Origin of the sequence: Xanthomonas campestris pv. phormiicola, from assembly GCA_025666215.1 — a bacterium.
Lineage (GTDB): Bacteria > Pseudomonadota > Gammaproteobacteria > Xanthomonadales > Xanthomonadaceae > Xanthomonas_A > Xanthomonas_A campestris_A.
Genome location: CP102593.1, coordinates 1,017,859 through 1,040,782 on the forward strand (window position 1 = coordinate 1,017,859; position 22,924 = coordinate 1,040,782).

Consider the following 22,924-nt stretch of genomic DNA (forward strand, 5'->3'; position numbering starts at 1 on the left):
CGTATTTCCTGCTGCGCACGGCGGTTGTGGTGCTGGCCGTCGTCTGTGCGCAGGCCGCGCTGGCCGCGCCCGGCGACATCCGCCGCTTCCCGGCGCAGGGCAGCGCCGAGGCGCAGCTGTGCATCCAGGGGTCCACCGACATCGAGGTGTTCGCCGCGGTGATCGGCGACTACCAGCGCCTGCACCCGCGCACGCAGGTGGTGTACCAGGACGTCATCGCCTGGGACATGTACCAGCGCTACCTGCATCCGCGGCCCGGGGCGCGCTGCGCCGACCTGTTGATCAGCGCCAGCATGGACCTGCAGACCAAGCTGGTGAACGACGGCCACGCGCTCGCGCACCGCTCGCCGCAGACCGAGGCGTTGCCGGCGTGGGCGCAGTGGCGGCACGAGGCGTTCGGGATCAGCTACGAGCCGGTGGCGATCGTCTACAACAAGGCGCGGCTGCCGGCGGCGCAGGTGCCGCGCACGCGCCGCCAGTTGCTGGAGCTGCTGCGCGCGCCGGGCATGCCGCTGCGCGGCAGGATCGGCACCTACGACGTGGAGCGCAGCGGCGTGGGTTATCTGTTCGCGACCCAGGACGGGCAGATCGGCAGCATGGCCGGCGCGCTGCTGGCGGCGATGGGCGACAACCAGGTGGTGCTGGAGGAGCGCACCGGCGTGCTGCTGGACCGGGTCAGCCGCGGCGAACTGCTGCTGGCCTACAACGTACTCGGTTCCTATGCACAGGCGCGGATCGACGCCGGCGCGCCGCTGGCGATCGTGCAGCCGGAGGACTACACCCTGGTCGCGCTGCGCACCGCGGTCATCCCGCGCGATACGCCGCATGCGGCCGAGGCGCGCCGTTTTCTCGACTACCTGCTGTCGCCGCGCGGCCAGCAGGTGCTGTCGCGCGAGGCGTGGCTCAAGCCGATCCTGCCGGGCGCCGGCGGCACGACGCCGGCGGTGACTCCCGCATTCCGCCCGATCGCGCTGGGACCGGGCTTGCTGGTGTACCTGGATGCGCTCAAGCGCCGCCAGTTCCTGGATGCCTGGCGCAGCAGCATGCGCCGCCATCCGCCGCGCTGAACGCGCCGCGGCGTACACGGCGCTCGACGCGCGAAGTGCGGCGCGTGCGCGGTGGAAGGCAGGATGCGCACGCTGTCGCCGAGGTGTTCGGGCGCGCTGCCGGCGAGCAAGCCGTGCACGCGCAGCCGGTCCGCTGCCGCGCCGGCACCCAGGCGTTCCTGCCGGCGCCCTGGGCCGCGTACAGGCAACGATCAGCCAGGCCCACGCTCTGCTCCCAATCGCCCAGCGCCGGCCACGCCGCCGCCCACGGCCGCGGCGCGAAGCCGATCGAGCAGGCCAGCGTCGGTTCGCGCTGTTCCAGGGCGGAACGGTGCGCGGCCACTGCCGCGCGCAGGCGCTCGGCCAGCGCGGTATCGCGGGCCGAGCGGGCGAGGCTGTCGATGCTGCCGGTGGGCGGGCTCTGCCGGTCGCTGGCGTTGAGCGCGTGCCGGCAGGCGCGGAACAGATGGCCGGCGCAGCGGTTGAGGCCCTCCTGCGTGGCGATCCGCGGGAACCCCTGGTCGTCGCTCTGCAGCGCAGTGATCGTGAGCTGCGACAGGCCGACGTCCAGGCCGAAATGCGCCAGGCTGCCCGGCCACCCGGTGTCGCCGCCGCCGGCGGCGATCGTCGTGGCCATGCGCGCGCCCGGCGCCAGCAGCGCGCAGCGCCACGCGGTCGGGCGCAGGCCTCGCAGCAGGGTCGAAAGGGTCCGGATCAGGTCGCGCTGTCGGCCGCGCGCTGCGGCTTGAGTGCCGCCGATGCCAGGGGATGGTGCGATTGCTGGCGCGAGACCGGCACGGCGGCGGCCGCGCATGCCAGACTGTAGGCATGGATGCGCCCACGATTCTGGTCGCCGACGACCATCCCCTGTTCCGCGCCGCGGTGCTGCACGCGCTGCGCCAGGCCTTGCCGCGCGCGCGGGTGACCGAGGCGGCCAGCGCCGCCACCCTGGATGCCGCGCTGGCCGCGCAGGCGCATGCCGACCTGGTCCTGCTGGATCTGGCGATGCCCGGCGCGCGCGGTTTCTCGGCCCTGCTGCATGTGCGCGGCGAACGCCCGGACGTGCCGGTGGTGGTGATCTCCTCCAACGACCACCCGCGGGTGATCCGCCGCGCGCAGCAGTTCGGCGCGGCCGGCTTCATCCCCAAGTCGTCGCCGGCCGAGACCATCGGCATCGCAGTGGCGGCGGTGCTCGACGGCGGCACCTGGTTCCCGCCGCTGACCGCCGCGCGCTCGGAGGCCGATGCGCAACTGGCCGCGCGCCTGGCGCAGCTGACCCCGCAGCAGTTCCGGGTGTTGCTGTGCCTGGCCGACGGCCTGCTCAACAAACAGATCGCCTACGAACTGGGCCTGGCCGAGAACACGGTGAAGGTGCATGTGACCGCGATCCTGAAGAAGCTCGAATGCCACAGCCGCACCCAGGCCGCGGTGCTGGTCAAGGCGCTGGAGCCGGAAGGCGAGGCCTGAACCGCGGCGCGGCCGTCGGCCGTGCGCTGCGCCGGGAGCGTTTTCCGCCGCGCCCGGATACGCGATGCTATGCACTGGCGCCCGCGCTTCCTGCGGGCGGAAAGGACCCCCGGACCATGCCTATCCGCAACGAGCAGATCGCCTACTACCCGTTCCTGCAGGAAATGCTGGACGACGACTATTTCCCTTCCTTCCTGGTCGGCAAGGGCCAGAAGATCCTGCTGCGGCTGTGCGAGGCGATCGAGACGCAGGCCCCGCCGGACCTGCCGGCGCTGTACCGGCTGACCCACGCCGCCACCGAGGAATTCAATGCGCTGGCGCTGGAGTTCGAGGCGCACGACAGCGAGATCGAGACCGCCGCACGCGACAACATCGGGGTGGACTTTTTGTATATCGCCAGGACCTACGGCTTCGATGCTGCCGATGCCGAGGAGTTGATCGCGCCGCGCGAGTGGTGAGCGGGGCGGTGGTGGATCGGGCGTCGGCGGGCCATGCGCGCCGGCTGTTCCCTTCTCCCACCGGGAGAAGGTGCCCCGCAGGGGCGGATGGGGGTACGTGCGCAGCCTCGCGCACCCAACTCCGCGAGCCGCTTCGCGCCGGACCCTCACCCCAACCCCTCTCCCGGCGGGAGAGGGGCTAATGCCGTGGCGGGAGAGGAGCTCAACCGCGACGCAACAGCATCTGCGTCATCAGCGCGCGCAGTGCCGGCGCGCGCACCGGCTTGGACAGGAAGCCCCAGCCGCGTTCCTGGGCCAGCGCGCGTAGCGCCGGATCCGGTTCGGCGGTGACCAAAATCACCCGCGGTTCGGCGTTCCAGCGCCGGCACAGCTGCGCGAACAGGGCCGGGCCGTCGCGCTCGCCCATGCGCACGTCCAGCAGCACCAGCTCCGGCGCCTGCGCCGGCTGCGCCGCGGCCAGCGCCTCTTCGGGCCCGGCGGCCAGTTCCACCCGGCACGCCCAGCGTTCCAGTAGCGCGCGGCTGGCCTCGCACACGCGCGGGTCGTCGTCGATGCACCACACCCGGCAGCCGTGCAGGATCGGGTCGTCGCCGTTGTCGCTGGCCACCGCGGTCGGCGGCTGCGCCTGCGCCGCGGCGGTGGCGTCGCCCAGCATCACGGTGACCGCAAACACGCTGCCGCGGCCGAGCTGCGAGCGCAGGCCGATGCGGTGGCCGAGCAGGCGGCCGATGCGCTCCACGATCGCCAGGCCGAGGCCGGCGCCGCGGTCGTGGGCGACGCCGTCGCCTAGGCGGCGGAACTCCTCGAAGATCTCCCGCTGCAGCGCCTCGGGGATGCCCGGGCCCTGGTCGTGGACCTCGATGCGCAGGCTGTCGCCGTCGCGGCGGCAGCCCAGCAGCACCCGACCGCGCGGGGTGTAGCGGACCGCGTTGGACAGGAAATTCTGCAGGATGCGCCGCAGCAGGGTCTCGTCGCTGCGCACCGCGGCGCGGGTGGGCACGTAGTCCAGGCGCAGGCCGCGGTCCTCGGCGACGATGCCGAACTCGTGCGCCAGGGTCTGCAGCAGCGGCCCCAGCGCGAAGTCGCGCACCTGCGTCTTCAGCGTGCCCGCTTCCAGCCGCGAGATGTCCAGCAGGCTGTTGAGGATCGCGTCCTGCGCGACCAGCGCGTTGTCGACATGGTCGGCGATCTGCCGCGCGTCGTCGTCGTGCAGCTTGCCGCGCAGCGCGGACACGAACATGCGCGCGGCGTTGAGCGGCTGCAGCAGGTCGTGCACCGCCGAGGCGACGAAGCGGGTCTTGTAGCGGTTGGCGTTCTCGGCCTCGCGCTTGGCGTCGGCCAGGTCGCGGGTGCGCTCGCCGACGCGGTGCTCCAGCGCGTCGGCCAACGAACGCAGTTCGCGCGCGGCGTTCTTGTAGCTGGTGATGTCGGCGTAGCTGGTGACGAAGCCGCCGTCGGGCAGCGGATTGCCGCGGATTTCCAGCACCGTGCCGTCGTCCTTCTCGCTCTCGCGCATATGCGGGCGGCCGCTGCGCAGGTGGTCCAGGCGGCGCTGGATCGCCGCTTCCACCGGGCCGGGGCCGAGCAGGCCGCGGCGCGCGTTGTAGCGGAACACGTCCTCGATCGGGCGGCCGATGCGGATCAGCTCCGGCGGGAAGCGGAAGATCTCCAGATAGCGCGAATTCCACGCCACCAGGCGCAACTGCGCGTCGATGATCACCACGCCCTGCGGCAGATGCTCCAGGCTGCGGCTGAGGCCGGTATCGGCCTGTTGCGCGGCCTGCACCACGCCGTCCTGCGCGGTGCGCAGCTCCTGCGCATGCTGTTGCAGCAGCGATTCCAGCTCGCGCCGGCTGCGCTGGCGCAGGCGCGCCAGGCGCTGCCGCTGCTGGAACAACAGGCCCAGGAACACCAGCGCCAGCCAGATGCCGGCCGCGGCGAGCGCGGCGGCGCGGCCGGCGGCGCGGCTGCCGCCGATGTCGTGCAGCAGGTGCAGGCGCCAGCCGCTCTCCGGCAGCGCCATGCTCTGCCACAGCAGCGGCGCCGATTGCGCGGGCGCGTCGATGCGCATCACCTGGCTGCCGTCGTCCAGCGTGGCCAGGCGGCGCCGCCGCGCCGGCAACAAGGTCTGCCGGGCGTACTGGCGAGTGGCGAGCAGTTCGTCGCGCTCGCGCGTGCTGAGCGGCTGCAACTGGCGATAGCGCCAGGCGTCGCGGCTGGACAGGAACACCACCCCATGGCGGTCGCTGACCAGCACCACGTCCGGCACGCGCAGCCACTCGCGTTCCAGCGCGGCCAGTTCGATCTTGATCACGATCACGCCGAGGGTGCGTCCGGCCTCGTCGCGGATCGCCTGCGACAGGAAATAGCCGGGCACGCCGGTGGTCATGCCGATGCCGTAGAAACGGCCGCTGCCCTGCGCCAGCGCCTGCTTCACGTAGGGGCGGAAACTGTAGTCGGCGCCGACGTTGCTGCTGGCCAGGTGCCAGTTGCTGGCGGCCACGGCCACGCCGTCGGCGTCGATCAGGGTCAGTGTCGAAGAGCGGGTGACGTCGTTGGCGCGCTCCAGCTTCAGGTTCAGCCGCTGGTGGTCGGCCGGGGCCAGCGGCTGGGTCAGCGCATCGCGCAGTTCCGGATCCAGCGCCAGCACCTGCGGCAGCGTGCGGTAGCGGTCGATGCGCTGCTGCAGGGTCTGCGCGTACAGCTCCAGCTGCTGGCGCAGTTGCCGGCTCTCGGCGCGCAGCGCGCGCTGTTCGGCGAAATGCCCGGCCGACAGCATCGCCAGCGCCATGCCGCCGAGGGCGGCGAGCAGGAGCAGGGCGACGCGGCGATAGCGCAAGGCGGAATACATGCGGAAGTGGGCGCGGTCGGGACGAGATGCCGCCAGCTTAGCGGCAGCGGCGTGCGCGCTGGTGGCGATTCGCCGCGCGGTCGGCTGCGGTGGCGTGGCTGCGATCGCGCAGGCGGCCGTCGCGGCCGGGTGGCCGAATGCAGAACGGCAGCGCCGGCCCGTGTGCAGGGGCCGGCGCTGCCGCGCCGGGTAGTCCGTTCGAACATGCCCCGATCGGGCAGTGCCGGTCGGGGCGCGCTCAGGACTTGCCGATCAGAACTGCACCTGCGCGCGCAGGTCGATCGAGTCCGGCTTGGTGTGCACGCCGGCGCGCTCGGCATCGGCGCGCACGTAGTTGGCCTGGAACTTGAAGTGGCTGGTCAGGTACCAGTTGGCGCCCAGGGTCCAGTCGTGCTGGCGGCCGCCGAGCACGCTGCCGTCGTCCAGATCCAGGCGGCTGTAGCGCAGCAGCAGCTCGACCGCGCCATAGGCGTTGGCCGGCTTGATGTTGGCCACGTTGCCGGCGTTGTACGGGCGCGACTCGCCGGTCAGCACGTAGCTGGCGAACACGTACTGGCCGTCGGCGGTGTAGTCGGGGCGGCCGTTGTCGCGGGTGACCTCGGCGCGCAGCGCTTCGCCCTGCATCGAGAACGGACCCTTGATCCAGATCGCTTCCAGGCCGGTGCGGCGCACCTGGTCGGCATCGACCAGGGTGCCCGAGTCGACCAGGCGCACGTCGGTCAGGCCGGCTTCCGGGCGCGCACGCAGGCGCACGCGCGGGCTGAAGCTCACGTCCAGGCCGTTGTGGTAGCCGCGCGGGTTTTCCTGCGAATACGCCAGGCCCAGGTGCAGCACGTCGCCCTCGGCCTTGAACGGGGTCCACACGCCGCGCACCGCCTGGGTGGTGCCGGGATTGTCGCCCTGCAGGTCCTTGCCGCCGTACGCGCCGGCCTGCAACAGGTACTGCTGGCGCTCGAAGGTCCACTCCACGCCGGTGCGGCGGCCCTGGTAGATCGCCTGGCTCGGCAGCCCCGTCTCCAGGAAGCTGTCGGCGCGCGCGCTGGTCACGCCTTCCAGGCCGACCGGCACCTTCATGTAGCCCATCCGCACCTTGCCGTAGTCGCTGCCGAACAGCGCCTTGGTCTCGAAGCGGAAGAACACGTCCAGCCACAGCTTGGACTGGAAGTCGAAGTACACCATCGCGTCGTACACGCCCTTCTTCTTCAGCGTGGCGCCGAATTCCTTGCGGCGGAACGCGTTGTCGTCCTGCAGGCGCGCATCGTCGTCGGAGAAGTTGTTCCAGTCGTAGTTGTAGTTGCCGATCGCGGCCAGTTCGGTGCCGTCGCCGAAGGCGACCTTGGTCGGCCAATCGTCGAATCCGCTGGCGGCGGCAGGAGCGGCGGCGGTCAGGCACAGCGCAGCGAAGAGAAGGGTATGGCGCATGGTGTGATGTCTTCTTGATGAGGAAAAATGCGCGCCTGCACTCCGTCCGACGGGCAAGGCTTGCGCGGGCTGTGAAGCGTGGGACCGATCGCGACCTTCCCTCGGTTGCGATGCGGGGCGCATCGCCGGAACAACGAGCCGCCTGCATGCAATAGCGGGCGAATCCGGCGGTTCTTTACAGATTTTTACGGTCGCGTGTCGGTCCTGCGACGGCGCATCGCCCCTGAATACGCATGCGACGCCGGCAGCGCCGGCGGCAGATCGGTACGCGACGCAGCATCGGCGGGCACTCCCATGGCCGGCGTCGCGCGTCGCACCCCTCCCGAGAGCGTGCCGGAACACTGTAACTGCGTCGGCGGCGTCGCGAACAGGGGACTAGTACCAATAGGTTATCTGCTTAGAAGCTGGCGCCGCGTAAAAAGGCAGCATTCCGCGACCTGCGTCGGGTTGCCGGTCTCCATCTGCTCCGGAGCGCACGCATGCATATCCCAACTTCCCCGGCCGGCGGCCTCGTGCATCGGCACGTGCCGTTCTACCGGCAGCTGTATTTCCAGGTGGTGGTCGCCATCGTGCTCGGCGCGCTGCTCGGCCACTTCGAACCGGCCTTCGCCGAGAAACTCAAGCCGCTGGGCGACGCCTTCATCAAGCTGGTGAAGATGATCATCGCGCCGGTGATCTTCCTGACCATCGTCACCGGCATCGCCGGCATGACCCACCTGAAGACGGTGGGCCGGGTGTTCGGCAAGGCGATGATCTACTTCCTGTTCTTCTCCACGCTGGCGCTGATCGTCGGCATGACCGTCGCGCATGTGGTGCAGCCGGGCGCCGGCATGAACATCAATCCGGCCGATCTGGACCAGAGCGCGGTCAAGAGCTTCGTCGAGAAGTCGCACGAGCTGACCCTGGTCGGCTTCCTGATGGACATCATCCCCAACTCGCTGATCGGCGCCTTCACCGGCGACCAGATCGCCAACGGCAAGTTGGTCGGCCCCAACATCCTGCAGGTGCTGTTCGTGGCGGTGCTGTTCGGCATGTCGCTGGCGCTGGTCGGCGAACGCGGCAAGCCGGTGCTGAACCTGCTCGAGGCGCTGGTCGCGCCGGTGTTCAAGCTGGTGCACATCCTGATGAAGGCGGCGCCGATCGGTGCGTTCGGTGCGATCGCCTTCACCATCGGCAAGTACGGCGTGGAGTCGCTGGTCAACCTGGCCTGGCTGGTCGGATCGTTCTACGTGACCTCGCTGCTGTTCGTGCTGGTGATCCTGGGCGCGGTGGCGCGCCTGTGCGGCTTCTCGATCTTCAAGCTGATCCGCTATCTGAAGGCGGAACTGTTGCTGGTGCTGGGCACCTCTTCGTCCGAGTCGGCATTGCCGTCGCTGATGGAGAAGATGGAGAAGGCCGGCTGCGAGAAGTCGGTGGTCGGGCTGGTGGTGCCCACCGGTTATTCGTTCAACCTGGATGGCACCAACATCTACATGACCCTGGCCGCGCTGTTCATCGCCCAGGCCACCAACACCGAGCTGACCCTGGGCCACCAGATCGCGCTGCTGCTGGTGGCGATGCTCAGCTCCAAGGGCGCCGCGGGCGTGACCGGTGCCGGCTTCATCACCCTGGCGGCAACGCTGGCGGTGGTGCCGGAAGTGCCGGTGGCGGGCATGGCGCTGATCCTGGGCGTGGACCGCTTCATGAGCGAATGCCGCTCGCTGACCAACTTCATCGGCAACGCGGTGGCCACCGTGGTGGTCTCGCGCTGGGAGAACGCGCTGGATCGCGATCGCCTGCGCATCGCCCTGGATGGCGGCGAAGACGCGCTGCCGGCGGTCGCGGTCGAGCCTGCCGCGATCCGCTGAGTTTCGCCATGCCGCGCGCGCGCCGGCCTGGCCGGCGCGTCGCGTTTCCGGCCCCGGGCCTGCGCGGCGACAGCCGCAAGACAGGCTTGGTCATGGCCCAGGGAGTAGAATCCTGGCTCCTCGCGCCTCTCGACTACAGAAGCCTCAATGTCAAACGACGATTTCAAACAGGCCGCCCTCGACTATCACCGCCAGCAGCCGCCGGGCAAGATCAAGGTCGCCGCGACCAAGCCGATGCTGACCCAGCGCGACCTGGCGCTGGCCTATTCGCCGGGCGTGGCGTTCGCTTGCGAAGCGATCGTCGCCGATCCGCAGCAGGCCAGCGAGCTGACCGCGCGCGGCAACCTGGTCGCGGTGATCAGCAACGGCACCGCGGTGCTGGGCCTGGGCAACATCGGCCCGCTGGCGTCCAAGCCGGTGATGGAAGGCAAGGGCGTGCTGTTCCAGAAGTTCGCCGGCATCGATGTGTTCGACATCGAGATCAACGAGAACGATCCGGACAAGCTGGTCGACATCATCGCCAGCCTGGAGCCGACCTTCGGCGGCATCAACCTGGAAGACATCAAGGCGCCGGAGTGCTTCATCGTCGAGCGCAAGCTGCGCGAGCGGATGAACATCCCGGTGTTCCACGACGACCAGCACGGCACCGCGATCATCGTCGGCGCGGCAGTGCTCAACGCGCTGGTCGTGACCGGCAAGAAGATCGAGGACGTCAAGCTCGCCACCACCGGCATGGGCGCGGCGGGCATCTCCTGCGTCAATATGCTGGTCTCGCTGGGCCTGAAGCCGGAGAACATCCTGGCGCTGGACCGCGACGGCGTGATCCACACCGGCCGCACCGACCTGGACCCGGACAAGCAGCGCTACGCGCGCGACACCGACAAGCGCACCCTGGCGGAAATCGTCGAGGGCGCGGACATCTTCCTCGGCCTGTCGGCCGCCGGCATCCTCAAGCCGGAGATGGTGGCGACGATGGCGGCGCAGCCGGTGATCTTCGCGTTGGCCAATCCCAATCCGGAGATCACCCCGGAGGCGGCCAAGGCGGTGCGCCCGGACGCGATCATCGGCACCGGCCGTTCGGACTATCCGAACCAGATCAACAACGTGCTGTGCTTCCCGTACCTGTTCCGCGGTGCGCTCGACGTCGGCGCCACCGGCATCAACGAAGCGATGAAGATCGCCTGCGTCAAGGCGATCGCGGCGATGGCGCGGCGCGAGGCCTCCGACCTGGGCGCGGCCTACGGCGGCGAGACCCCGAGCTTCGGTCCCGATTACCTGATCCCGCGGCCGCTGGATCCGCGCCTGCTGGTCGAGCTGTCCTCGGCGGTGGCGCAGGCGGCAATGGATTCGGGCGTGGCCACGCGCCCGATCGCCGACATGGAGGCCTACCGCGACAAGCTCGGCCAGTTCGTCTACCGCACCAGCCTGATGATGAAGCCGGTCTACGACCGCGCCCGCGCCGACAAGCAGCGCGTGGTCTATGCCGAGGGCGAAGAGGAAGTGGTGCTGCGCGCGGTGCAGAGCGTGATCGACGAAGGCCTGGCGTTCCCGATCCTGATCGGCCGCCCGGACGTGATCGAGACGCGCATCCAGCGCCTGGGCCTGCGCATCACCGCCGGCGTGGATTTCGAAGTCACCAACATCCACGACGACCCGCGCTTCAACGACTACTGGCAGTACTACCACGCGTTGACCGAGCGCCGCGGCGTCACCGTCACCGCAGCCAAGGAACTGATGCGCTCGCGGCCGACCCTGATCGCCGCGGTGATGGTCGCGCGCGGCGAAGCCGATGCGCTGCTCACCGGCGTGGTCGGCCGCTTCCACAAGAAGCTCGGCTATGCGCGCAGCGTGATCCCGCTGGAGCCGCGGGTCAGCTCGACCTCGGCGATGACCGGCGTGATCAACCCGCAGGGCGCGTTCTTCTTCCTCGACACCCACGTGCAGGAAGACCCGAGCGTGGAGCAGATCGTCGAGGCCACGCTGCAGGCCGCGTACCGGCTGAAGCTGTTCGGCATCGAGCCGAACATCGCGCTGCTGTCGCATTCCAACTTCGGCAGCCACGACTCGCGCGACGCGCTGAAGATGCGCCAGGTGCGCGAGGCGCTGCTCAAGCGCAAGCCCGAACTCAACATCGACGGCGAGATGCAGGGCGACACCGCCTGGGACGAAGCGCTGCGCAAGCAGATCATGCCCAACAGCACCCTGAAGGGTCGCGCCAACCTGTTCGTGCTGCCGAACCTGGAAGCGGCCAACATCGCCTACAACCTGGTGCGCGTGTTCACCGACGGCGTGGCGATCGGCCCGATCCTGATGGGCATCTCCAAGCCGGTGCACATCCTCACCACCAGCGCCACCTCGCGCCGGGTGATGAACATGACCGCGATCGCCGCGGTCGATGCGCAGATCCGCAAGCAGCTGGAAGCGGAGAAGGCCGGCTGAGTGCAGGCTGAGTCAACCGCGGTCAAGCGCTCGGCGGCGCAGCGCGTGGTTGTCACCGTCGTCACGCGTGGACCTCTGCGCGGATGCTGGAGGCATGGCAACCGAAGCTGGTGAAGTGCGATCACTCGCATATCTCGAAAGCACCAGCTACCGACCGTTGATTGAGCATTGACAGTGCCGCCGATTGGAGCAAATTCGAGGCCGCACATCTGTTAAATTGGTGTGTAGGCCGCGGTTGGCTTCTAGGGACAGGGTGTGGCATGGGGCAGGGCACAGTGGCAACACGTATCCGGTCGGCGCGTAAGGCGCTCGGTCTCTCGCAGGTGGCACTGGCGGGTAGGCTGGGGGTGCACCGGGCCACCCTCGCCCATTGGGAGCGCGCAGACGGGTTCGTTCCCAGTGTCGATAACCTGCGCGTCCTCAGCATGGAGTTGCAGGTTGAGTTCGAGTGGTTGGCGGTCGGCCGTGCGACCGGCAAGACGGAACCGACGAGTGCTGCACCAAGTTCACGCCGTGACCTCGAATCGCGCCTGCTACAACTCTCCCGGCATGTCCCGGTCTCCTTTCTAGCCACGGTCATCGCGCTGCTGGAGAGCGCCAGCGCGTACTTGGAGTAATGCCTGGCGCCAACGCGGTAGATGGTTTGTGCCGTGGTGTCCCTGGGCTGTGCAGCGTCGCGATTGCCGTCGGATGCTGGCATTGGCAAGGAGGCTTGCCCGTGTCGCGTCAGCCCGACATGCATGTAGGTAATGTCAGGTCTGGCACACCTAAGTACTTGAATCGCAAGCAGCCAACGATCCTAATGGGGGAGAAGGCGGGAACGTCCGGTGTGTCCGGGCGATGAAGCCCCGTCGCCCGTTTCGAAGGATCGCAGCGTGCTTCATACCATCATTTTGCGGGTTCTCGACGGTCTTGCGCTCGTGGTACCGATCGCGCTCGTCGTACGGCTTGGCGGCCGCAAGGTGAATTGGACGATGCTGGCCGCGATCCTGGCTTCCGCGATAGTCGCGCACAGCGTCCAGGCCGGCTTCGAGTTGCCTGAGTGTGTCTTTCCGGTTTTGTGCGGTGCTTTTGTCGGGATATGCGTCCTGCTGGCGATGTCGCCCTCCAAGGGCCGCGTGGCGCGCGGTCAACGTCATGGGAATGCAGGATGAGCCAGCCCCTGTTCCGCGAGGAAGTCCTGCAAGCCCGCCGTACCAGTTGGTTGGGCGGTATTTCCATGGTGCAGCCGTTGCAGACATGGGTGCTCTCGGGCGCTGCCAGCGTGGTGGCAGCGTCCGTGTTGATCTTTCTTTGCCTAGCCACCTACAAGCATCGCTCCACCGTGACCGGCCAGCTGGTCCCGATCAAGGGTCTGGCCACGGTGATGGCGCCAGCCACAGGGGTGATTACGAGGCTCGATGTCAGCGAAGGTCAGCGCGTGGCCGCTGGGCAAATCCTAGGCGTTGTGACTGAGCCGCGCGCGACGCTGGCAAGTGGCGATACCGAGGCTGCGTTGCAACGTCATCTGCGCCAACGAGGGGAAGGCTTGAAATCTTCCGAACAGGCGCAGTTGCAGCAATTGGATGCGCAGGAGCAGGGGCTGCGCGCGCAGCTGGCAAATCTGCAGCAGGAATTGGTACAGGTGAACGGCGAGGTCGCCACCAGGCGTAGCCAGATCGCTCTCACCAACGAAGTGCTGCAACGCTGGCGCCAGTTGCAGGATGGCAATTACGTCAGCGTACTGCAGATCAAGCAACAGGAATCCAGCGCGCTTGAATACACCAGCCAAATGCAAGCGTTGGAGCGACAGGCGACCGAGATGCGGCGTTCCGTTTCGCAGATCGAGCAACAACTGCACGTGCTGCCGGGGCAGCGTCGCGGCGTGCAGGCAGATTATTGGCGCGAGAACGCTTTAGTAGAGCAGGAGGCGGTACAAACTCAGGCTGGCGGGGCGTTGGTAATGAAAGCACCTGTGACCGGTGTTATTACTGCCCAGATGGTTAAACTGGGACAGGCAATTCAGGCAGGCCAACCGCTGCTGGCGCTATTGCCAGATGGAGGCAGGCTGGAGGCCGAGTTGCTGGTGCCTAGTCGCGGGATAGGTTTCATCAAGCCTGGGGACAAGGTGGCGCTGCGCTACCAGGCTTATCCATATCAAAAATTTGGTCACCAAGATGGAAAGGTAGTTCGCATTAGCAGCAGTGCAGTTAGTCCAGGTGAAATTGATTCAGTAATGGACAAGGCCAAGCAAGGTGAACCATATTATCGAGTCGACGTAGCGCTGGCGCGGCAGACTATAAGCGTTCATGGGAATAATCAGATGTTAAAGTCTGGTATGTTGTTAGATGCTGGCGTTGAGGGTGAAGATCGGCGCCTGATTGAATGGGCGCTTGAGCCAGTTTACTCTTTGAACAAAAAAAATGGCATCTAGTAGTGATTTTTCTGAATTTTCATTGAGTTCCCTGTCTCATGTGGGCGCTCTCTAGCCAGCGCGAGGCTTTCGCGCGATTCGAAGAGGGAGGTTTTGAAAATGCGTGAGTTGACGATTTTTGAAATGGACGAAGTGTCTTGTGGGAGTTCCTATTCGGCTGGGTATGAAACTGGAAAATTTGTCGCTAAGACAATGATTGCGGTTGCAGTTGTGGTTACTCTTGCTACACTTATTCCTGCGTCTTCTTGAGGAGATAAAACCATGAAAGATCTTTTGGGTTTAGATTTGGACGCTATTTTTGGTGGAGTTGGGACTGCTGGTTCTCCCCCGGCTTCAGGCGACGATTTTATTAAAGGTTCGAGAGAGGTTGGGGCCTTTGTAAAGGGCTTCTTGCAAGGGTTCTACGACACCTTTTAATGTTAATAATGAGCTCGCCCGTTGCGGGCGAGCTTATATAAATTGGATTTCCATGAAATTACCTCTTGCATACTCTTTCTATATAATTATTCTCGGCGGCATTACATTTAAATCCGGATATGAAAGATCGGATTATTTGTTGATGGCTGTTGGCGCATTGTCGTTACTGGTGGCTTACAGAGTCGCAGCAATAGTAAAGAAGGGGGGGGCTTAGATTTTATCGAGGCGCATTTTAATTTATTTTTATCAGATAAATTCATATTTGCAACTGTGAGTGGGGCTGTAATTTTCTCGGCTTTTCTATATTGCCATTAATTAACGCGAATTGTTTTGTAAGACTGCAAGCCAGTGCAATTAATTGATTTTTCCCTGGCTGTTTTAGCGGTGAATTGTCTTGGGTTGAATTATACTATTTTTGAGAGGTTGTGGTTGGTGATTTGTTTGGGGCGCCTCTAAGGAATTAAGGAATTTTTGCAGTGTTATTCGGTTATTTGTTATGCGTGTGATTATCCAGTCCGAAGCTTCTGAGTGCGCTCTTGCTTCATTGGCAGTGATCGCGCACGTTCATGGCATGCAACTTGGCTTGCCTGAATTGCGTCGCCGCTTCCCGCTTTCACTAAAGGGAGCAAAGCTTAATCAGCTTGTTCGAACCGCCCAGCAACTCGGCTTCTCCACTCGCCCGCTTCGGCTGGAGATGCAACACTTGGGCGAACTCAAGCTGCCCTGCATCCTACATTGGGATCTCAATCACTTTGTGGTGCTCGCCAAGGTTAGTAAATCCAAGTTAACAATACTTGATCCTGCCGTAGGAGAACGAAAGCTCTCGATCAATGAAGTATCTCGGCACTTCACCGGTGTCGCGCTAGAGCTGACTCCCGCCGCGGATTTCAAGCCGCAGAAAGCGTCTCCCTCGATTTCCGCGCGTCAACTCACTGGTCCGATCAGCGGATTATGGGGCGCACTTTCCCAGATTTTCCTGCTGTCGGCAGCGCTACAGGTGTTCGTCGTCCTGGCGCCGTTCTACATGCAATGGGTGGTGGATCAGGCGCTGGTCTCGGCCGACCGCGATCTGCTGGTGGTGCTGGGCCTGGGCTTCGGTCTGGCGTTATTGCTGCAGGTGGGGATTGGCTTGCTGCGCGGCTGGTCGGTGGTGTATCTGTCCTCGAAACTCGGATTGCAGTGGATGGGCAACGTGTTCGCGCACTTGCTTAAATTGCCGCTGGATTTCTTTGAGAAGCGTCATCTGGGCGATGTCACCTCGCGCATGTCTTCGGTGCAGACGATCCAGCACACGCTGACTACCAGCTTCGTCGAGGCGATCATCGACGGGTTGATGGCCTTGGTCACACTGGCATTGATGCTGGTCTACAGCTGGAAGCTGGCGTTGGTGACACTGCTGACGGTGGTGCTATACCTGGGCATCCGCGCAATCGCCTACCGGCCGATGCGCGAGCGTACCGAGCAGCAACTGGTTGCCGCCGCCAAGCAACAGAGCCATTTGCTGGAATCGCTGCGCGGTATGCAGAGCCTGAAGGTGGCTGGCGAGGAAGCGCTGCGCCGTTCGAGCTACGATAATCTGCTCAACGATACCGTCAACCAGGACGTGAAGCTGGCGCGGATGTCGCTGGGCTTCAATACGGCCAGCCAGCTGGTATTCGGCCTCGAGCGCATCGCGGTGATCTGGATCGGTGCCAGGCTGGCGCTGGACAATGTGTTCTCGGTGGGCATGCTTGTCGCCTACCTGGCCTACAAGGATCAGTTCGCCATGCGCGTGAGCGGGTTGATCGACAAGTGGATCGATTTCCGCATGCTGCGCCTGCATGGCGAGCGGCTGGCCGACATCGTACTGACGCCGCCGGAGGACGACCACTCACTGCCCGAGGCGCTGCCTCCGGCCGAACCTCGCATCGAGGTCGATGGGTTGTCATTTCGCTACGCCGAGGGCGAGCCGTGGGTGCTCAAGGAGTGTAGCTTCGCGATCGAACCTGGTGAGTCGGTGGCGATCATCGGTGCGTCTGGCTGTGGCAAGACCACCCTGGTGAAGCTGTTGCTAGGTTTGCTCAAGCCGACTGAGGGTTCTATTCGCATCGGTGGTCACGATCTGCACAAGCTCGGGCCGCGCAATGTGCGCGCCATCGTCGGTGCGGTGATGCAGGACGACCAACTGTTTGCCGGCAGCATCGCCGACAACATCGGTTTCTTCGATCCGGATTTCGATCTTGAGCGGGTCGAGGCGGCGGCGCGGCTGGCGGCGGTGCATGAGGATATCGCAGCGATGCCGATGGGCTATCACAGCCTGATCGGCGACATGGGCAGTTCGCTGTCCGGTGGTCAGAAGCAGCGGGTGATCCTGGCGCGTGCGCTGTATCGGCAACCGCAGCTGCTGTTCCTGGATGAAGCCACCAGTCATCTGGATGTGATGCGCGAGCGCCTGGTCAACGACACGGTGAAGCAGTTGAAGCTGACCAAGGTGATCGTTGCGCATCGACCGGAGACCATCGCCAGTGCCGACCGCGTGCTGGTGATGGAACAGGGGCGCATTGTGCAGGAACTACGGCCCCAGGCGTCGACCATCGGGGCGACACCGGTCGAGGTCTGAGCGAAGCCGCGTGCCGCATCGCTTCCGTCGGCCGCTTAAATCCGTTAAGAAAATCCTGGCGCACAGGCATGAGTGCACCATGCGCGCCAAAAACAGGTATGGACCGGCACGGCGCGAACGGCTGGCCGCAGTTTGTACACCGCGGCGCAGCGGACCTCAGGCCAGACGCTTGCCCACCGGCAGCGGCAGGCTTTCGTGGTCGCCCTGGTTCAGCTTGGACGGCTTGCCGGTCAGCAGCACATAGGCATCGACGCCGGTAAGTTCGGCAATCTTCAGCAAATGCCGGGCATTGGGGACAGAACGATTGTTCTCCCAGTGACCCAGGGTGCTATGCGCCACGCCCAGCAAGGCGGCCAGTTCGCGCAGCGTGAAACCGGCATTGCGCCGCGCCTGCATCAATCGCACACCTATATCCACGGGACACCTCAAAGCGGCAGGTTTGCGCCGCGTGCTCCGAGCATAGTAGATGTCATTGCTTGGCATCAAGCCGACAGAAGAGGGACAAACCGGGCCAACGCTGGCGGGCCATGCGCCGGCCCGGCGCGCGCGCGGGACGGGCTGCTAGAATTCGCTGTCTCCTCCCGCCGTGTCCCACCGCCATGAGCCATACCGCCACCGCGCCCGCCAATGCCGAGAAGCGCTACAACGTGCACCGCGCCGACCTGCCGCTGAGCTGCCCGACCCCGGAAATGGCGCTGTGGAACTCGCATCCGCGGGTCTATCTGCCGCTGGACGAAGAACCCAGCCACGAGGCCAAGTGCCCGTACTGCGGCGCGGTCTTCGTGCTGGTCGACTGACCGCCGGGTCGATGCACCGCCTGACCGTGGTGCAACTGCTGCCGGCGCTGCAGTCCGGCGGCGTGGAACGCTCCACCCTGGAAATCGCCGCGGCGCTGGTCGCGGCCGGGCATCGCGCGCTGGTGGTGTCGGCCGGCGGCCGCCTGCTGCCGGCGCTGGCCGCGACCGGTGCCGAGCACATCGCCCTGGACATCGGCCGCAAGTCGCTGCTGAGCCTGCGCCACGTGCCGACGCTGCGGCGCCTGTTCGTGCGCGAGCGGGTGGACATCGTGCATGCGCGCTCGCGGCTGCCGGCCTGGCTCGGCTGGCACGCGCTGCGCGGCTTGCCGGCGGCGCAGCGGCCGCGCTTCGTCACCACCGTGCATGGGCTCAATTCGCCCAGCCGCTACAGCGCGATCATGGCCCGCGGCGAGCGCGCGATCTGCGTGTCGGCCACGGTGCGCGACTACGTGCTGCGGCATTACCCGCAGACCGACCCGGCGCGGCTGCGGGTGATCCCGCGCGGTATCGACCCGGCGCAGTTCCCGCGCCGCGCGCAGCCCGATCCGGCCGCGCGCGCCTGGGTCGCGACGCTGGCGCCGGCCGCGGCAGGCAGCGGTCCGCTGCTGCTGTTGCCCGGCCGCGGCACCCGCCTCAAGGGCCATGCCGACGCGCTGCGCCTGCTCGCGGCGCTGCGTGCCGACGGCCGCGACGCACGGTTGTGGCTGCCCGGCGCGCGCGAGGCCGGGCGCGAGGCCTACCTGCAGGAGCTGGAGGCCGAGGCCGCCGCGCTGGGCATCGCCGACGCGATCGCATTCACCGCGCCGACCGCGCGCATCGCCGACGCCTATGCCGCCAGCGATCTGGTGCTGCAGCTGTCGCGCAAGCCGGAAGCCTTCGGCCGCACCGTGGTCGAGGCGCTGGCGGTGGGGCGGCCGGTGCTGGGCTGGGCGCACGGCGGCGCTGGCGAACTGCTGGCGCAGCTGCAGCCGTCCGGCGCGGTCCCCGCGTTCGATGCTGTGGCCCTGCACGCCGCGGCGGCAGGGCTGCTGGCGCAACCGCCGGCCCCGCCGGCGCAGATCCCCTACACGCTGCAGGCGATGCAGCACGCGACCCTGGCGGTGTATGACGAACTCCGGCGCTGATTCCTCCTTGCTCGCGCCGCTGACGCCGGCGCGCAGCGAACGCTGGGCTCCGGTCTGGGTGCTGCTGTTCGTGGCGCTGTGGCCGGCGCCCGGCCTGGCCGCGGGCGTGCTCGCGCTCGGCGCGCTGGTCACTCTGGCGCGGCTGCTGCACAGCCGCTTCCGCGGCGGCGCCAGCCTGCTCAGCGGGCCGGCGTGGGCGCTGACCACGCTGCTGTTCCTGAGCTACTGGTTGCCGCAGCCGCTGTCGGCGCTGGATGCGGTGGACGTGCCGCTGGCGCTGCGCGAATCGGCGGTGGACCTGCGCTTCCTGCCGTTCCTGTGGCTGGTGGCGATGGCGGTGGCGACGCCGCGCGGGCGCCGCACCACCTTCAACGGGCTGGCGGTCATTGCCGCGATCTGGACCGTGGATGCGCTGGCGCAGGCGCTGTGCGGCACCAGCCCGCTGTTCTGGTCGATGGACCAGCTGAAGTGGGCGATCAGCCACCACGGCCTGTGCACGCCGCAGGAACTCGCCCTGGCCGACCGCCTCAGCGGCGTGTTCGGACCGTGCAACCTCAAGTTCGGCCAGGTCCTGGCCAGCCTGTCGCCGTTCCTGCTGTTCGCGGCCGGGCGCCGCGGCGGCACCTGGAGCTGGCTGCTTGCCGCGGCGGCGGTGGGCGTGGTGCTGGTGCTGGCCGGGTCGCGCGCATCGTGGATCACCTACGCCCTGGTGCTGCTGCTGTCGGGCTGGCGCCTGCTGGGCATGCGCCGGATGCTGGCGCTGGGCGTGGCCGCGGTGCTGGTCGCCGGCGTGCTCGGCGCGCTCTCGCCGCAGGTGCGCGAGCGCTTCGCGCGGACCACGCTGGCGCTGAGCGGGCGCCCGGCCGACGTGAACGCAGCGTTGGCCGGGCGCACCCAGATCTGGGACGCCTCGTGGTGCATGATCCGCCAGCATCCGCTCAACGGCGTCGGCGTGCGCGGCTTCCGCGAAGCCTATGTCGGCTGCGACCCGGATCCCGCGCATGGCGGTGCCTGGGGCCGCGAGCCGGCGTTCCATGCGCATCAGATCGTGCTCGAAGTGCTCAGCGAGACCGGCGCGATCGGCTTGCTGCTGTGGCTGGCCGGCGCCGCGCAGGCGTGGCGCGCGTGGCGCTACGCCTCGCCGCAGGCGCGCGAGCGGGCGCGGCCGGCGCTGCTGGCGCTGCTGGTCACGGTGTTCCCGTTCAACACCCACCTGGCGTTCTATTCCTCGTTCTGGGGCTCGCTGGCGCTGATGCTGGTCGGGCTGTATGCCGGCGCGCTGCTGGCCGACGAGCGCGACGCCGAGGGCACTGCAGGAACTGTCTAGCCCCTCTCCCGCCGGGAGAGGGGTTGGGGTGGGGGTGCGGCGCGAAAGCGACTCGCGGAGTTCGGATGCACCGGGCTGCGCCCGTACCCTCATCCGCCCCTGCGGGGCACCTTCTCCCGAGGGGAGAAGGGAACAGCGCTAGCCCCTCTCCCGTCGGGAGAGGGGGGGTGAGGGTCCGGCGCGAAAGCGACTCGCGGAGTTCGGGTGCACGAGGCCGCGCCCGTCCCTACCTCTATCTCAGTCGCGCTCGTAGAACGTACTGCGGCCGCCGGGCTGGCGCTTGAAGCGGCGGTGGATCCACAGGTATTGCGCCGGCGCCTCGCGCACCATCGCCTCGATCGCGGCATTGACCCGCGCGGTGTCGGCGACCATGTCCTGCGACGGGAAGTCCTCCAGCGGCGGGGCGATGCGCAGCACGTAGTCGGCGCCTTCGCGACGATGGAAATACGGCACCACCGCGCAGCCGGTCAGCCGCGCCAGCTGGTGGGTGGCGGTGATGGTGGAGGCGGGCATGCCGAAGAACGGCACGAACACCGTGTCCTTGCCGCGCATGTCCTGGTCCGGCGCGTACCACAGGAAGCCGCCGCGCTTGAGGTGGCGCACGCTGCCGCGCAGGTCCTCGTTGGCGAACATGGCGATGGCGTAGCGCAGGCGGCCGCGCTTGACCGCCCATTCGAACACCGGATTGCGGTGGCGGCGGTACATGCCGGCCAGCGGCACGTACTGGCACAACAGCCGGCCGCACATCTCCAGGGTCATGAAGTGGCCCGACACCAGCAGCACGCCGCGGCCCTGCGCCTGCAGCGCACGCAGGTGCTCCAGGCCTTCGATGCGGGTGCGGCGGCGGATCGGACCGAGGCTGCCCCACCAGGCGCGCGCGAACTCGAACACGCCCACGCCCAGCGCATCGAAGCTGTCGTGCAGCAGCCGCGTGCGCCAGGCGTCGCCCTGTTCGGGGAAGCACAGCTTCAGGTTCACCTCGGCGGCATGGCGGCGGGTGCCGGCCAGGCGCAACGCGATCCAGCCGACGCCGCGGCCGAGCGCGCGTTGCAGCAGCCAGGGCAGCCGCGCGGCGGCCACGGCGATGCCGAGCAGCAGCCAGGTCGGCCAGTGCCGCGGCGAGCGCGGCGGCGGCGCGGCCGTGGTGGCGGCGGACGGGAGAGCGGGGGAGGGGTCGGACATGCGCCAAGTTTAGCCGGGAGCGGGCAGCGCGGCATTGGCGCGGCACGGCGGCGGCGTCGCTTGGTGACCACGGTCGCGATCGTCTGCCGCCTGCGCGGCGCAACCCGCTATGCTTTCGCGATGCGCAACGATTTCACCGAGCGGCTGCTGCGCGGCCTGTACTCGACCGTGCTGTACATGCTGCTGCCGGTCACCGTCTATCACCTGGTCTGGCGCGGGTTCCGCGTGCGCCAGTACTTCCAGCGCTGGGACGAGCGCTACGCCTCGTATCCGCAGGCGCGCGGGCGGCCGCGGGTGTGGCTGCACGCGGTGTCGGTGGGCGAGGTCAACGTCGCCGCGCCGGTGGTCAACGCGCTGCGCGCGCAGCGCCCGGACATCCGCTGGGTCATCACCACCATCACCCCGACCGGGTCGGAGCGGGTGCGCGCGTTGTGGGGCGATGCGCTGGACCACGTCTACCTGCCGTACGACGTGCCCGGCAGCGTCGGCCGTTTCCTGCAGCATTTCCGCCCGAGCCTGGCGCTGATCCTGGAAACCGAACTGTGGCCGAACATGCTGTTCGGCTGCCGCGACCGCAACATCCCGGTCTACGTGCTCAACGCGCGGCTGTCGGCGCGCTCGCTGCGCGGCTACCGCCTGCTGCGGCCGTTGATCGGGCGCGCGCTGCGCACCGTCACCTGCGTGGCCGCGCAGTCGCAGGCCGATGCCGAGCGCTTCATCGAACTCGGCGCGCACCCGGCGCAGGTGCGCGCGCTGGGCAACCTGAAGTTCGACATCGCCGTGCCCGCGCAGCTGCCGGCGTTCGTCGCCGCGTTCGGCGAACGCGTGGCGACGACGCGGCCGGTGTGGATCGCCGCCAGCACCCACGAGGGCGAGGAGGCGGCGGTGATCGAAATGCACCGGCAACTGCGCCGGCACTGGCCGGACCTGTTGCTGCTGTGGGCGCCGCGCCATCCCGAACGCTTCGCCAAGGTCGAGGCGCTGGCGCGCGACCAGGGCTGGCGCGTGGCCACGCGCCGCCAGCAGCAATGGCCCGGCGCCGAGGACAGCGTGTTCGTGATCGATACGCTGGGCGAATTGATGATGTTCTACGCCTGCGCCCAGGTCGCCTTCGTCGGTGGCAGCCTGCAGCCGATCGGCGGGCACAACCTGCTGGAGCCGGCCGCGGTCGGCACGCCGTCGGTGAGCGGGCCGCACCTGCACAATTTCGCCGAGATCTCGCGGCGCATGCGCGAGGCCGGGGCGGTGGCGATCTGCGAGGACGCCGCGGCGGTGTGCGCGGCGCTGCACGAATTGTTGCGCGACGCAGCCGCGCGCGCGCGCATGGCCGAAGCCGGTTGCGCGCTGGTCGCCAATGGCCGCGGCGCGCTGCAACGGGCGCTGCAGCTGATCGCGGAGCATCTGCCGCCGGTGGCGCACGACGTGCCGGCGAACGAGTAGCGCGGTTCGCCCCGGGCATTGCAGTTGGCGGTGTGTTGTGGGGATCGCTCCCACGAGTGCCATCGTCATGATCGAAGATGCCCAGTGGCAGACGG

Annotated in this window: 20 protein-coding genes; 15 read left to right on the forward strand and 5 right to left on the reverse strand. The window is 67.4% G+C overall.

Annotated features, from left to right (window positions below):
* Positions 1 to 8 precede the first annotated feature (8 nt).
* Positions 9 to 1,067, forward strand: a complete 1,059-nt coding sequence (locus NRY95_04155; protein UYC18494.1) for an ABC transporter substrate-binding protein — start codon at positions 9 to 11, stop codon at positions 1,065 to 1,067.
* Here NRY95_04155 and NRY95_04160 read toward each other — a convergent pair.
* Positions 1,006 to 1,683, reverse strand: coding sequence for a hypothetical protein (locus NRY95_04160; protein UYC17170.1), 678 nt, complete (start codon positions 1,681 to 1,683; stop codon positions 1,006 to 1,008). The two genes, NRY95_04155 and NRY95_04160, sit on opposite strands and share 62 nt — an antisense overlap.
* A 191-nt stretch (positions 1,684 to 1,874) precedes the next feature.
* On the opposite strand from NRY95_04160, the gene NRY95_04165 reads away from it, so the two are divergent.
* Both NRY95_04165 and NRY95_04170 read left to right on the forward strand, forming a co-directional pair.
* A complete protein-coding gene (locus NRY95_04165) occupies positions 1,875 to 2,513 on the forward strand; it encodes a response regulator transcription factor (GenBank protein UYC17171.1) in 639 nt (212 codons plus the stop codon).
* Positions 2,514 to 2,629: 116 nt separating this feature from the next.
* Positions 2,630 to 2,971 carry a DUF5713 family protein gene (locus NRY95_04170; GenBank protein UYC17172.1) on the forward strand — a complete coding sequence of 114 codons (342 nt, stop codon included), beginning with the start codon at positions 2,630 to 2,632 and terminating at the stop codon, positions 2,969 to 2,971.
* 202 nt (positions 2,972 to 3,173) lie between these two features.
* Here NRY95_04170 and NRY95_04175 read toward each other — a convergent pair whose 3' ends face one another.
* A complete protein-coding gene (locus NRY95_04175) occupies positions 3,174 to 5,822 on the reverse strand; it encodes a PAS-domain containing protein (protein UYC17173.1) in 2,649 nt (882 codons plus the stop codon).
* 252 nt (positions 5,823 to 6,074) lie between these two features.
* Positions 6,075 to 7,244 (reverse strand): porin, encoded by a 1,170-nt coding sequence (locus NRY95_04180; GenBank protein UYC17174.1) that lies wholly within the window; start codon positions 7,242 to 7,244, stop codon positions 6,075 to 6,077.
* A 479-nt stretch (positions 7,245 to 7,723) separates the two neighbouring features.
* Here NRY95_04180 and NRY95_04185 point away from each other — a divergent pair, with 479 nt between their 5' ends.
* From NRY95_04185 to NRY95_04220, 8 genes are all read left to right on the forward strand, one after another.
* Entirely contained in the window at positions 7,724 to 9,091 is a 1,368-nt protein-coding gene (locus tag NRY95_04185; GenBank protein ID UYC17175.1) for a dicarboxylate/amino acid:cation symporter, read from the forward strand.
* Between the two features lie 147 nt (positions 9,092 to 9,238).
* Positions 9,239 to 11,530 carry an NADP-dependent malic enzyme gene (locus NRY95_04190; protein UYC17176.1) on the forward strand — a complete coding sequence of 764 codons (2,292 nt, stop codon included), beginning with the start codon at positions 9,239 to 9,241 and terminating at the stop codon, positions 11,528 to 11,530.
* A 260-nt stretch (positions 11,531 to 11,790) separates the two neighbouring features.
* Positions 11,791 to 12,147 carry a helix-turn-helix domain-containing protein gene (locus tag NRY95_04195; protein ID UYC17177.1) on the forward strand — a complete coding sequence of 119 codons (357 nt, stop codon included), beginning with the start codon at positions 11,791 to 11,793 and terminating at the stop codon, positions 12,145 to 12,147.
* Between the two features lie 258 nt (positions 12,148 to 12,405).
* Complete coding sequence (locus tag NRY95_04200) at positions 12,406 to 12,684, forward strand: hypothetical protein (GenBank protein ID UYC17178.1); 279 nt, start codon at positions 12,406 to 12,408, stop codon at positions 12,682 to 12,684.
* Entirely contained in the window at positions 12,681 to 13,943 is a 1,263-nt protein-coding gene (locus tag NRY95_04205) for an HlyD family secretion protein (GenBank protein ID UYC17179.1), read from the forward strand. The genes NRY95_04200 and NRY95_04205 overlap by 4 nt, the downstream gene beginning before the upstream one ends.
* A gap of 99 nt (positions 13,944 to 14,042) precedes the next feature.
* Positions 14,043 to 14,192 (forward strand): hypothetical protein, encoded by a 150-nt coding sequence (locus tag NRY95_04210; protein ID UYC17180.1) that lies wholly within the window; start codon positions 14,043 to 14,045, stop codon positions 14,190 to 14,192.
* A 12-nt stretch (positions 14,193 to 14,204) separates the two neighbouring features.
* Positions 14,205 to 14,360, forward strand: a complete 156-nt coding sequence (locus NRY95_04215) for a hypothetical protein (protein ID UYC17181.1) — start codon at positions 14,205 to 14,207, stop codon at positions 14,358 to 14,360.
* Positions 14,361 to 14,856: 496 nt separating this feature from the next.
* The gene (locus NRY95_04220; protein UYC17182.1) at positions 14,857 to 16,959 is read left to right on the forward strand and encodes a peptidase domain-containing ABC transporter; all 2,103 of its coding nucleotides are present in this window, start codon (positions 14,857 to 14,859) and stop codon (positions 16,957 to 16,959) included.
* Between the two features lie 156 nt (positions 16,960 to 17,115).
* On the opposite strand, the gene NRY95_04225 is transcribed toward NRY95_04220, so the two are convergent.
* Complete coding sequence (locus NRY95_04225) at positions 17,116 to 17,355, reverse strand: helix-turn-helix domain-containing protein (GenBank protein ID UYC17183.1); 240 nt, start codon at positions 17,353 to 17,355, stop codon at positions 17,116 to 17,118.
* A 203-nt stretch (positions 17,356 to 17,558) separates the two neighbouring features.
* Between NRY95_04225 and NRY95_04230 the strand changes: the two genes are divergently transcribed.
* Genes NRY95_04230 through NRY95_04240 form a run of 3 tightly spaced genes read left to right on the forward strand, consistent with a single transcriptional unit; the run spans position 17,559 to position 20,207 of the window.
* Complete coding sequence (locus tag NRY95_04230; GenBank protein ID UYC17184.1) at positions 17,559 to 17,756, forward strand: zinc-finger domain-containing protein; 198 nt, start codon at positions 17,559 to 17,561, stop codon at positions 17,754 to 17,756.
* Between the two features lie 11 nt (positions 17,757 to 17,767).
* Entirely contained in the window at positions 17,768 to 18,880 is a 1,113-nt protein-coding gene (locus NRY95_04235; protein ID UYC17185.1) for a glycosyltransferase, read from the forward strand.
* Positions 18,861 to 20,207, forward strand: coding sequence for an O-antigen ligase family protein (locus tag NRY95_04240; protein UYC17186.1), 1,347 nt, complete (start codon positions 18,861 to 18,863; stop codon positions 20,205 to 20,207). The genes NRY95_04235 and NRY95_04240 overlap by 20 nt, the downstream gene beginning before the upstream one ends.
* 237 nt (positions 20,208 to 20,444) lie before the next feature.
* Here NRY95_04240 and NRY95_04245 read toward each other — a convergent pair whose 3' ends face one another.
* Positions 20,445 to 21,389: an LpxL/LpxP family Kdo(2)-lipid IV(A) lauroyl/palmitoleoyl acyltransferase gene (locus tag NRY95_04245; GenBank protein UYC17187.1), complete on the reverse strand. Its 945-nt coding sequence runs from the start codon at positions 21,387 to 21,389 to the stop codon at positions 20,445 to 20,447.
* Positions 21,390 to 21,509: 120 nt separating this feature from the next.
* Between NRY95_04245 and waaA the strand changes: the two genes are divergently transcribed.
* Positions 21,510 to 22,829, forward strand: coding sequence for a lipid IV(A) 3-deoxy-D-manno-octulosonic acid transferase (gene waaA, locus NRY95_04250; GenBank protein UYC18495.1), 1,320 nt, complete (start codon positions 21,510 to 21,512; stop codon positions 22,827 to 22,829).
* Positions 22,830 to 22,924: the final 95 nt, after the last annotated feature.